Consider the following 12514-nt stretch of genomic DNA (forward strand, 5'->3'; position numbering starts at 1 on the left):
GCCAAAAAAAAGCGTAAATTTGGACTTCCTCCATATTCTACATATCGTTTTTCATAGTCCATATAATCAATGATTTACAATGGTAAGAATTGGAATTTGGAATTTAAAAATTGTCTTTTACGAAACCTATGTATTTAATATTCGATACCGAAACAACCGGATTACCAAAACGCTGGGACGCCCCCATTACCGATTCTGATAACTGGCCTCGTTGTATACAGATCGCGTGGCAGCTGCATGACGAAATGGGACAGCTTATCGAGCACCAGGATTATTTGGTAAAACCGGACGGATTTAATATTCCGTATGACGCCGAACGTATTCACGGAATTTCGACTGAATTGGCTGAAGCCGATGGAATCACGCTGGTCGAAGTTTTGGAGAAATTCAATATCGCTTTAAGCAAAACCAAATTTATTGTGGGTCAGAATTTAGGTTTTGACGTCAATATTATGGGAGCTGAATTCCATAGAATGGGTGTGGGTTCTCCGATGAGTACGATGCCGGTTTTGGATACCTGTACCGAAGTTACGGCTTCGTTATTACAGCTTCCGGGAGGTCGTGGAGGAAGATTCAAATTGCCAACCCTAACCGAATTACACAGCTATCTTTTCAATAAACCTTTTGCAGAAGCGCACAACGCAACTGCCGACGTTGAGGCAACTACGCGTTGTTTTCTGGAATTAATTAGAAGAGAGGTTTTTACCAAAGAAGAATTAGATGTTTCGAAGGATTATTTCAAGGAATTTCAGGAAAGAAATCCTCAGGAATTTCCGTTAATCGGTTTAAAACATATCAATTTAAAAGCGGCTTCTGATAAAATCAGAGAGCAGTTAAAAGCTTTAGAATCTACTGGTAAAGAAACTACAGTTTCTCATTCTGAGAGAGAAGATTTTAAAGCAGCTAAATACGCGCATTTACACAATCATACACAGTTTTCGGTTCTTCAATCGACTATAGGTATTGCAAATATTGTTGCTGCGACAGCCAAAAATGGAATGCCGGCCGTGGCCATGACCGATACCGGAAACATGATGGGAGCTTTCCATTTTGTGAGCGCTGTTATGAACCACAACAAAGCAGCATCAGCAAAAAACAAAGCTTTAGTTGAAGCCGGTGAAGAGCCAACCGAAACGGAGATAAAACCAATTGTAGGTTGTGAATTTAATGTCTGCGACAATCACTTAGATAAAAGCAAAAAAGACAACGGAAATCAGGTTGTATTATTAGCCAAAAATAAAAGGGGTTACCATAATTTGGCGAAAATGTCGTCGATCGCCTTTACAGACGGTTTTTATTATGTTCCGAGAATTGATCGCGCTATTGTAGAAAAATACAAGGAAGATATCATGGTTTTGTCCGGGAATTTATACGGAGAGATCCAAAGTAAAATTCTGAACATCGGTGAAAACCAGGCCGAAGAAGCTTTGATTTGGTGGAAAGAACAGTTTGGTGATGATTTCTATCTGGAAGTCATGCGCCACAATCAGGAAGATGAAAATCGTGTAAACAAAACCCTGATTGAGTTTTCTAAGAAACATAATGTCAAATTAATTGCGACTAATAATACTTACTATTTAAATAAAGAAGATGCCAATGCGCATGATATTTTATTGTGTGTAAAAGACGGTGAAAAACAGGCAACACCAATTGGTCGTGGCCGTGGTTACCGTTATGGTTTGCCAAATCAGGAATACTACTATAAGTCCGAAGAAGAGATGAAAAAACTCTTTTCTGATTTACCCGAAGCGATTATCAACATTCAGGAGATTGTCGATAAGGTTGAAGGGTATTCCCTTTATCGTGATGTATTGCTTCCAAAATTTGATATTCCGGAAGAATTTGTTGTTGCAGAAGATGAAGCTGATGGTGGTGTTAGAGGTGAAAATAAATATTTGCGACACCTTACTATGGAAGGTGCCAAAAGAAGATATGGTGAAATTACAGAATCGATTCAGGAACGTTTAGATTTTGAGTTGCTAACGATTTCAAATTCCGGATATCCGGGTTACTTTTTGATCGTTCAGGATTTCATCGCCGAAGCCAGAAAAATGGATGTTTCGGTAGGACCGGGACGTGGATCTGCTGCCGGTTCTGCGGTGGCATACTGTTTAGGAATTACAAACATTGACCCGATTAAGTATGATTTGCTTTTTGAGCGTTTCCTTAATCCGGATCGTGTATCCATGCCCGATATTGATATCGATTTTGATGATGAGGGGCGTGGCCGCGTTATGGATTACGTAATCAATAAATACGGTAAAAATCAGGTAGCGCAAATTATCACTTATGGTAAAATGGCAACCAAATCGGCAATTCGTGATACGGCACGTGTATTGGACTTACCTTTGTTTGAAGCCGATAGAATTGCCAAATTGATTCCGGCAATGATGCCGTCGAAGTGGAATTTGGCGCGTTTTATTTCTGAAAACGAAGATGAGGTTAAAAAAGCACTTCGTTCAGATGAGTTTGATAATGTAAAAGAATTAATTGCCATTGCCAATGAAGATGATTTGGCCGGAGAAACGATTCAACAGGCAAAAATCCTTGAAGGATCGATGCGAAATACCGGAATTCACGCCTGTGGGGTAATCATTACGCCATCGGATATTACGAATTTCGTTCCGGTTACAACCGCAAAAGATTCTGATTTATATGTAACGCAGTTTGATAACTCGGTTGCTGAAAGTGCCGGATTGCTGAAGATGGACTTCCTGGGTCTGAAGACCCTTACATTGATAAAGGATACGGTTAAACTGGTAAAATACAGAACCAATATTGATCTGGATCCTGATACATTTCCTATAGATGATCCGGAAACGTACGCACTTTTCCAAAGAGGAGAAACGGTTGGAATCTTCCAATACGAGTCCCCCGGAATGCAGAAATACATGAAAGATCTGAAGCCAACGGTTTTTGGAGATTTAATTGCGATGAACGCCTTGTATCGTCCGGGACCTTTAGAATATATTCCGTCTTTCGTTCGAAGAAAAAATGGTGATGAAGAAATTAAATACGATTTAGATGCCTGTGAAGAATATTTAGGAGAAACCTACGGAATTACAGTTTATCAGGAGCAGGTAATGCTTTTGTCGCAATCGCTGGCTGACTTTACAAAAGGTGAGGCCGACGTTTTGCGTAAAGCGATGGGTAAGAAACAAAAGGACGTTCTGGATAAAATGAAGCCTAAGTTTGTGGAGCAGGCTTCGGCAAAAGGCCATGATGCAAAGGTTTTAGAGAAAATCTGGAAAGACTGGGAAGCTTTTGCGAGTTACGCCTTCAACAAATCGCACTCGACTTGCTATGCCTGGATTGCATATCAAACAGCTTATTTAAAAGCGCATTATCCAGCTGAATATATGGCTGCGGTACTTTCAAATAACATGAACGACATCAAACAGGTTTCGTTTTTCATGGAAGAATGTAAGCGAATGGGGTTACAGGTTTTAGGCCCTGATGTAAATGAATCGTATTATAAATTTACAGTAAACGATAGTTATGCTGTTCGTTTTGGAATGGGAGCTATTAAAGGTGTGGGTTCCGGAGCCGTAGCAACAATTGTAGAAAATAGAAAAGACGGAAGATATAAATCAATTTTTGATTTAGCGAAACGTATTGATTTACGTGCTGCCAATAAAAAAGCAATTGAAAACTTAGCTTTAGCAGGTGGTTTCGATTCTTTTGAAGGAACAACCAGAGCGCAATACTTTCATGATGATGGTGACGGAATTACCTTTTATGAAAAGGCGATGCGTTATGGATCGAAGTTTCAGGAAAATGAAAACTCATCTCAGGTAAGTTTGTTTGGAGAAGCCAGCGAAGTTCAGATTGCCGAGCCAATTGTACCTCCATGTGAAGACTGGAGTACTATGGAAAAATTAGCTAAAGAGAAAGAAGTTGTAGGGATTTATATTTCGGGACATCCTTTGGACGATTTTAGATTTGAGATGAAATACTTCTGCAACGCCCGATTGGAAGCGTTGAAAAGTATGAATGAATATGTGGGGAAAAATCTAAATTTTGCCGGAATCATTAATAACGTACAACATCGTGTGGCCAAAAACGGAAAAGGCTGGGCAGTATTCAATTTAGAAGGATATGACGAAAGTTATGAGTTTAAGATTTTTGGTGAAGAATACTTGAAATTCAGACATTTCCTGATTCAGAATAACTTTGCTTATTTGAAAATTTTAATAAAAGACGGCTGGGTAAATCACGATACAGGTAAAAAGTCTGATCCAAGACTAACGTTTGTTGAGGTTCGACAATTACAGGATGTATTGGAAGCTTTCGCTAAAAAATTAATTCTGCTATTAAACATTAAAGATTTACAAACTGATTTTATTCATACGCTGAGTCATTTGTTTAATGCCTATAAAGGAGATAATTCGGTGACTTTTGAGATCATGGAATTAGAAAAAATAAAACGTTTGGTTGAGGTGGAAACCAATACTGATTTTGAAGAAACAGAAGAAGCTGTTTTTGTTGATGAAAGTGAAGATGCAGATTCACCATTAGAGGAAACCAAAATTCAGGAAGTAAAAGAGGTTGAGGAAATTAAGGTAGTGACCAAGCTAACGATGCCGAGCCGAAGATTAAAAGTGAGAATTTCGACAGAGTTATTGCAGGAATTGGAAAAACTTCAGATAAATTTTAAGCTGAATTAAATTTTAACAGTTAAATTTTAGAATTATGTAAAATTTTTATGTTAAAAATATGCATGCATAATACTTTTTTAGTAATATTGCCCGAAATTACAACGTTTTCGTTCCAAGTCTAACTTTGCAAACCAAAAAAATATGTTAAAATATTTTATGTTTGCATAAATTAATTAAATCAGAATTATGAAAAAGAACCTATTTTTATTAGGATTATTAGTTTGCTCTATGGCCACAATGGCGCAAACAGAAAAAGCAGATAAACCAGAAAGCTGGTACTTTAAACTAGGAGGATCTTATTTTAATCAAACTGCTTCGACAGAATTTCCAGAAGTTGGAGGTCAGGCACCAAACAGAGATGTTTATCAAGGTACTTTAACAAATAATAAATTAGTTTCAAGAGAAGGTATTACAGGTTCTTTTGGACAAGGTTTCAGATCTGGAATTACTGCTGGTTACCGTTTTTCTACACGTTTAGGAGTTGAGATGTCTGCTAACTACTATATTAGTAATAGCAAAACAATGGCTCAAACTACTGATAGACTTTATGGTTTTAACCCTGCAAATAACGTAGCTACTTACATCAGTTTCACAGCAGATGGTCAAATTAAAGCTTTTGATTTAGCACCAGCTATTGTAATGTTTTTAGGTGAGGCTCATGGTTTTGAACCTTACACTAAAGTTGGAGTTATTGTTCCAATTCATGGTACATTAGATATTAAAACGGATAGAGAACTAGTATCTTATGTTGGTAATAATGTAGTAAGCACATCTAATATTTACTCTAAAGATGTAGTAAAACCAAATCCAACAATTGGATTTATGGCTGCTTTAGGTACATCTTATAAATTAGGAAAACACATTTCTGCTTTTGCTGAATTGGAATACCGTAACTTTACTGTACACGGAAAAACTAAAGAAACTACAGAATATACAGTGAATGGACAAGATGCTTTAGCAACTAGAACTACTGCTCAAATTCATACAAATTATCACGAAAAATTAGATGTAAATTCTAATAACCCTTTGTTTAATCCTAATACAACAACAACAACAGACGCGACAGATACTACACGTCCAAATGATGCAATGGACGAATTAAGTTCTTATGTTGGAATCTCAGGTTTAGGTTTGACTTTAGGTCTTAAATACAGTCTATAATTTTAAAGAAATTTATAGTTTAAAAAAAAGAGGATATTCAAAATTGAATATCCTCTTTTTTTACGTCTTTCCGTAATGAAATTTCTTTTATAAAGTATAGTTTCGCCAGCAATTAACCAATATATAAAATAATGAAGAAAATTACTTTTGTTATCCTTGTTTTAGGAGTATTAAATTTTGCAAATGCACAAGAAGAAGGTAAATTTAGAGTTGGCCTGGATGCCGGTCTTGTATTAGGCACAGGAAAAGGCGGAGGCGGAATGCTTGCTATAGAACCTAAATTCAACTTAAAAGACAATCTTAATGTTGGACTTCGCTTTCAGGGCGCTGGAATGTTCAAGGATTTATATTATATAGATGACAGAAAAGAAGATTATAATGCTACAGTTGTGGCAAATTTATCTGTTGTAGCAACATCTGATTATTATTATCTCAACGAAGAAAACCGTGGATCATTTTCACCTTTTGTTGGAGGCGGACTTGGACTTTACAGTGTTTCAAATGTATTTTTCACAGATGAACAGTTTGATGATGGAAATTCTTATAATACAAAGGCGAATTCAGTTTTTGGAGGTATGATTCGTACTGGTTTTGAATGGGGAAAGTTCAGATTGACAGCAGAGTATAATTTTGTTCCGAAAACAGATTTGCAAGATGTTTACGGTAATGTCATTGGTAGGGAAAAAAATAACAATTTCGGACTAACTCTTGGTTTTTATTTAGGTGGAGGAAAATGGCGTAGGTAAGTAATAGCTATGAAAAATCAAAAGCGCATTACAATATCATTTATATTGCAATGCGCTTTATTATAATTGGAAAATAAGTTAAATTATGAATTCCTAAATTCCTTCAAAACTTCATCCATAACCCAGCTTGTTCTGGCTGCAGAAGTTCCTTTTGACGGATTTACACCTTCATTGCCTAAAAGTTCGGCAACTACAGTTTCAACAAGAGGTTGTTGAATATGCAAAGGATTTTCAATCGTAATACTTTCTTTTTCTCCATTCGCATATTGTACATGAATAGGATCATTCCCGAAAGTTGAAAAAGAGATTTTTCCTTTATCTCCTACAATTTCAGTGTTGTCATAACGTTCGAAACTGGCAAAATTCCATAAGCCCGTTCCGTGAATTCCGTTTTCGAATAAAAAGGACATCGAAACAGAATCTTCAGCAGGATAAGCTTTAAGCTGAGAACTTGCATGTCCGCGAACAGATTTGATCGGACCCAGAACAAAATCAAGAAAATCTAAAGTATGACAAGCTAAATCGACAAATATTCCGCCACCTGAAATATGCGGTAAAACGGTCCAAGGCAAATTGATTTCGTCATCATAACGCTGTTCAAACGGGTGATATAAAACACAATTTACATGTCGTATAGTTCCAATTTTGTTCTGATCAATTAGTTCCTTTATTTTTAAGAATCTTGGCAAACTTCTTCTGTAATAAGCTACAAACAACGGAACATTATGTTCTTTGCAAACACTGATCATCTCATTGCATTCTTCAAATGTCAAAGCCATTGGTTTCTCTACATAAACAGGTTTTCCTGCTTTGGCGCATAAAATCGTATATTCTTTATGAGAAGATGGAGGAGTGGCGATATAAACAGCATCGACTTCAGGATCGTTGATTAAATCTATAGCGTTTGAATACCATTTTGGTACATTATGACGTTTGGCGTATTCTTCGGCTAGTTTGGCATCTCTTCGCATTACAGCAACCAATGTTGAATTTGGAGCTTTTTGAAAGGCTGGACCACTTTTAACTTCGGTTACATTTCCACAGCCTATAATTCCCCATTTTATGATTTTCATCTTTCGGTTTTTTAGTTTTTCAAATTTAAGCGAAAAGGATTATTTAAAAAAGGTTCGCCACGAATTCACGAATTATTTTTTCACGCAGATTTAAAAAAGATTTAAGCAGATGCACACAGATTTTTTGTCTTTTAAAATCAAATTAATCTGCCTAAATCTGCAGAATTTGCGTGAAACAAATTCTAGGCAGTCTAGAAAAAATTAGCCACGAATTCACGAATTTAAATCAATATTAATTCGTCAATTCGTGGCTAAAAAACTTAAGCTTTACTTTATTTTTTCGGCAAAGCAGTAAAGCCCATATTGTAAAGCGTGAACGCCTGTACATCTACATTTTCCTGAATAGAGGCTGCAACAGATTTTCCTGCGCCGTGACCTGCTTTTACATCAATACGAATTAAAACAGGATTATCGCCGGCTTGCTTATCCTGCAATTCAGCAGCAAATTTAAAACTGTGTGCCGGAACAACACGGTCATCATGATCACCAGTTGTTACCATTGTTGCCGGATATTTAACACCTTTTTTTACGTTTTGAACTGGAGAATATCCTTTTAAATATTCGAACATTTCTTTATTGTCCTGAGCAGTTCCATAATCATATGCCCATCCTGCACCTGCCGTAAAAGTATGATAGCGCAACATGTCCATAACACCGACTGCGGGTAACGCTACTTTCATTAAGTCAGGGCGTTGCGTCATTACAGCTCCAACTAATAAACCTCCGTTAGAACCTCCTCGAATCGCTAAGAAATCGGATGAGGTATATTTTTGAGCGATTAAGTATTCACCAGCCGCAATAAAATCATCAAACACGTTTTGTTTTTGAAGTTTAGTTCCTGCATCATGCCATTTTTTTCCGTATTCACCACCACCTCTTAAATTGGCAACAGCATAAACGCCTCCATTTTCCATCCAAACGGCGTTTGCAATGCTAAAAGCCGGTGTCAGACTAATATTAAATCCACCATAACCGTAAAGGATCGTTGGGTTCTTACCGTTTAATTTTAATCCTTTTTTATAGGTAATAATCATCGGAATTTTTGTTCCGTCTTTTGAAGTATAAAAAACTTGTTTTGACTCGTAATCTTCACTTTTGAAATCAACTACCGGTTTTTGATAAATTTCAGATTTGCCAGATTTTGGTTCCAATGAATAAATGCTTCCCGGAGTAGTGTAGTTTGTAAAACTGTAATACAAAGTTTTCTCGTGTTTTTTTCCACCAAAACCACCTGCGGTTCCCACTGCCGGAAGTTTGATCTCGCGAACTAATTTTCCGTTATAATCATATTGTTGTACGAAGGAAACAGCATCTTTAGTATAATTGGCAAAAAAGTATCCGCCACCTGTTGAAGGCGATAAGATGTCTTTCGTTTCTTTGATAAAATCTTTCCAGTTTTCTGGTTTAGGATTACTGACATCAACAGTAACAACACGTTTGTTTGGAGCGTTTAAATCAGTTTGGATAAACAATTTGCTTCCTTCATTTTCAATAATTGAATTTTCGCCGTTAAAGTTGTCTACAATAGTTACAATTGGACTGTTTGCGATAGTTAAATCTTTAATGTATAACTCATTTCCATAGGTCGAATTTGCTGCGGAGATCACTAAGTAACGATCGTCTTCCGTAACATAACCACCCACATATCTTCGTTTTTGATCTGCTCCAAAAATAAGTTTGTCTTCTTTCTGAGCTGTTCCAAGTTTATGGAAATACAATTTATGCTGATCTGTTTTTGCAGACAGTTCACTTCCTTTTGGTTTGTCATAACTAGAATAGTAAAAGCCTTCATTACCATGCCATGAAATTCCGCTAAATTTTATATCAACTAAAGTATCTTCTAAAACTTTCTTAGAAATAGCATCAATAATAATCACTTTTCTCCAGTCGCTTCCACCTTCAGAAATGGCATAAGCCGCTTTTGATCCATCTTTAGAAAAATCCATTCCACCAAGTGAAGTTGTTCCGTCTTTAGAAAAAGTATTCGGATCTAAGAAAACTTCTTCTCTTCCATCAGAACCTTTTCTGTAAATAACCGATTGATTTTGAAGGCCATTGTTTTTAGAATAGTATGTATATTTTCCTTCTGTACTGGGAGCACCTATTTTTTCATAATTCCAAAGTGTTTCCATTCGCTTTTTTAATGCATCACGAAACGGAATTTTATCCAAATAACCGTAAGTAACTTTGTTTTCTGCTTGTACCCAGGCTCCTGTTTCGGAAGATTTATCATCTTCAAGCCAGCGATAAGGATCACTTACTTTAGTGTCGAAATACACATCGACAGTTTCCCCTTTTTTTGTTTCCGGATATTGAATTTTATTTTGTCCAAATGAAATTCCTGCAGTTGTAATAGCCATTATAAGAAATGTTTTTTTCATTGTTTAAGTTTAACGGTTGTAACAAAAATAGTGGTTTTTGTGTTATAGAAAGTGATTTAACCACAAAGAGCGCAAAGATTTTTCCTATGCTTGGTTTTGTAAAAACACAAAGTTCACAAAGCTTTGTGTTGATTCTAACTTTGTGAACTTTGTATTTTCTAAAGATGTTTTTAAATAAAAATCTTTGTGCACTTTGTGGTTAATCTAGCTGCTACAGATTAAAGTTAACGCCCAGAACAATGTTTCTTCCAATATTTGGGATACCGTCTGTTTTTAATCTTGAAAGGTGCGCGATATATTCTTTATCAAATAAATTGTTTCCGTTCAGGTTAACATCAAAAGCAGTTTTACCCAATTTTACTGTTCCTCCAAAACCTAAGTTTACCAAAGTATAGCCTTTTGAAGCCGTTTCAAAACCACTTACATTGTCTTGATTGAAGGTTGAAGAAACATTTAAAGTGGCAAAACCTTCCTGAAGCCAATCTTTAATTTTGAATTCGGTTCTAATGGTGTTGTTCCAGTTGTTAGCCGGAATTAAAGGCAAATAATCTTTATTGTCTTTTTTACCTGTTACAGTTTCAAAACTCGTTTCAAAGTGCAACCAGTCTAGAGGATGTGGATGAAAATGTAATCCTGCTTCACCACCAAACAACTGTGCATTATCCTGTACGTAGGCAAAAACATCATTATCATCAATAACATCGCCCGTTGGCGAAGTATAGATATAATTGTTTACGTGATTGTAAAATCCGTTTATGAAGAACTCAAAGTGCGAATTTTTATATTCTAAGTTTAAATCGGTCTGAACGTTTTGTTCGGTTTTTAAATCAGCGTTTCCAATTTCATAACGATTCGTTCCTTCATGAACTCCATTTGAAGTTAATTCGGCTAAATTGGGTGCTCTAAATCCTGTCGCAACATTCAATCGAAGCGTTAAGGGTTCTGCTAATTTGGTTTTATATCCCAAAGAAGCATTAAAGCTGTCAAAAGATCGGTCTAAAGCCTGAAAATAACCTTCCTCGCCTGCAATTCCGTGTGCTTCTGAGGTAATATTTCGATTGTCAAAACGCAATCCGGCTTGTAAAACACTGGTATTCCACTCATAATTCGCTGTTCCAAAAACACCAAAATCGTTTGTTGTTGCATCTGGAATTAGATATTCTTCACCAAAATTGGTATTGGTCTGGTGCATTCCCTGAACGCCTAAAATTGTTTCAATTTTGCCCATTTTCGGGAAATGATATTTAGCGTTGTAATTGAAAGTGTTCAGTTTCATTCTAAGAGAAGCGTCATTACTATCTTCAAATTCACTTCTGTCATTGGCGATATACCCTAAATCAACATCTAATTTTGAGTTTTCAAAAAAGATTACATTGTTTAAACTCAATAAATGATTGAAGATTCCCTGTCTCGGAAATTGTGTGTCTTTGCTTGAAGATTGTTCTGCGATTCCATCTTCCGGAATTCCAAGATCTAATTTATTGTAGTTGTATCTTAAAACACTCGAGAAGCTTGAATTACTGTATCCAATTCCGGTTTTAAAATCGGTTTCGTTATAACGTGAATTCGTTACACGGTCACCATCCGCAATTTTATAATCAGAATGGGTATTGAAACTTCCTCGCGCTAAAAATTTCCAATTCTCTGTAGATGTTTTTAATCCAATTGATGAGTTGCTTCCTTCTGTATTAGTGAAATATTTTTGACTGAAATTAGCTTTGAAAGTTCCTGCATCGGCAAATTTTTCAGGATTGAAATACAATACACCGCCCAAAGCATCAGAACCATACAATAAAGAAGCTGGGCCTTTGATAACTTCGACACTTTCAATTCCGGCATCGTTTAATCCTAAACCGTGTTCATCGCCAAACTGTTGATTTTCGATACGTACACCCTGAGAGTAAACCAAAACACGATTACCGCTCAAACCACGAATGACCGGTTTTCCTATAGAAGTTCCTGTTGAAATTTGAGAAACTCCAGGAATGGTTGCCAGACCTTCAATTAAAGTTGAGGTTCCTTTTTGCTGTAAAGTTTTGATGCTTTCATGCTCAATTTTCATTACATTCTGCGATTGTAATTTGTTAAAAGGAGTAGAAACAACCACTTCATCCATTTCTAAAATAGATTCTAAAAGAGTAATATCAAGTGTATTTTCTTTTATTAATTTAGTAATGGTTTGGTTCTGATTAGCATATCCAACATAAGAAAAGGCAAGACGAAGACTTCCGCTCGGAAGATTTTTCAATTCGTATTTTCCGTTTTCATCTGTTGTAGTTCCTTTATGTAATTCAGGAGCATAAACTGAAACTCCTGGTAATGGTTGATTTTGAGCATCGGTTACAATACCTGAAACCGAATTTTGAGCAGAAAGTATGCCCGAAAACCCTAAAATAAGGGCTAATATGATTTTTTTCATTTGAAAATGATGCTATAGTTTAATTGATTTTTTTCTTCAGAATAAAAACAGAAATCAAAGCAAACTTGCCAATCCT

General features: G+C 36.2%; 6 protein-coding genes. 3 read left to right on the forward strand and 3 right to left on the reverse strand.

Annotated elements, in window-relative coordinates:
- The first annotated feature begins 128 nt into the window (after positions 1–128).
- The 3 genes from dnaE to AC3ITQ_RS06565 all read left to right on the forward strand — a co-directional run bounded on the left by dnaE (position 129) and on the right by AC3ITQ_RS06565 (position 6565).
- Complete coding sequence (gene dnaE / locus AC3ITQ_RS06555; RefSeq protein ID WP_489237458.1) at positions 129–4667, forward strand: DNA polymerase III subunit alpha; 4539 nt, start codon at positions 129–131, stop codon at positions 4665–4667.
- Between the two features lie 177 nt (positions 4668–4844).
- Positions 4845–5819 (forward strand): outer membrane beta-barrel protein, encoded by a 975-nt coding sequence (locus AC3ITQ_RS06560; RefSeq protein WP_489237460.1) that lies wholly within the window; start codon positions 4845–4847, stop codon positions 5817–5819.
- Between the two features lie 131 nt (positions 5820–5950).
- Positions 5951–6565, forward strand: a complete 615-nt coding sequence (locus AC3ITQ_RS06565) for a hypothetical protein (protein ID WP_489237462.1) — start codon at positions 5951–5953, stop codon at positions 6563–6565.
- Positions 6566–6648: 83 nt separating this feature from the next.
- Here AC3ITQ_RS06565 and AC3ITQ_RS06570 read toward each other — a convergent pair whose 3' ends face one another.
- From AC3ITQ_RS06570 to AC3ITQ_RS06580, 3 genes are all read right to left on the reverse strand, one after another.
- A complete protein-coding gene (locus tag AC3ITQ_RS06570; RefSeq protein WP_489237464.1) occupies positions 6649–7638 on the reverse strand; it encodes a Gfo/Idh/MocA family protein in 990 nt (329 codons plus the stop codon).
- Between the two features lie 272 nt (positions 7639–7910).
- Positions 7911–10019, reverse strand: coding sequence for a prolyl oligopeptidase family serine peptidase (locus tag AC3ITQ_RS06575; protein ID WP_489237466.1), 2109 nt, complete (start codon positions 10017–10019; stop codon positions 7911–7913).
- 211 nt (positions 10020–10230) lie between these two features.
- Positions 10231–12438 carry a TonB-dependent receptor gene (locus AC3ITQ_RS06580; RefSeq protein WP_489237468.1) on the reverse strand — a complete coding sequence of 736 codons (2208 nt, stop codon included), beginning with the start codon at positions 12436–12438 and terminating at the stop codon, positions 10231–10233.
- Positions 12439–12514: the final 76 nt, after the last annotated feature.

The organism is Flavobacterium sp. KH_001 (genome assembly GCF_057840745.1).

Bases quoted from the DNA above. Each gene is read 5' to 3' on its own strand.
- AC3ITQ_RS06570 (WP_489237464.1), bottom strand. From the start codon at position 7,638: ATGAAAATCATAAAATGGGGAATTATAGGCTGTGGAAATGTAACCGAA.
- AC3ITQ_RS06580 (WP_489237468.1), bottom strand. From the start codon at position 12,438: ATGAAAAAAATCATATTAGCCCTTATTTTAGGGTTTTCGGGCATACTT.
- AC3ITQ_RS06575 (WP_489237466.1), bottom strand. From the start codon at position 10,019: ATGAAAAAAACATTTCTTATAATGGCTATTACAACTGCAGGAATTTCA.
- AC3ITQ_RS06560 (WP_489237460.1), top strand. From the start codon at position 4,845: ATGAAAAAGAACCTATTTTTATTAGGATTATTAGTTTGCTCTATGGCC.
- AC3ITQ_RS06565 (WP_489237462.1), top strand. From the start codon at position 5,951: ATGAAGAAAATTACTTTTGTTATCCTTGTTTTAGGAGTATTAAATTTT.
- dnaE (WP_489237458.1), top strand. From the start codon at position 129: ATGTATTTAATATTCGATACCGAAACAACCGGATTACCAAAACGCTGG.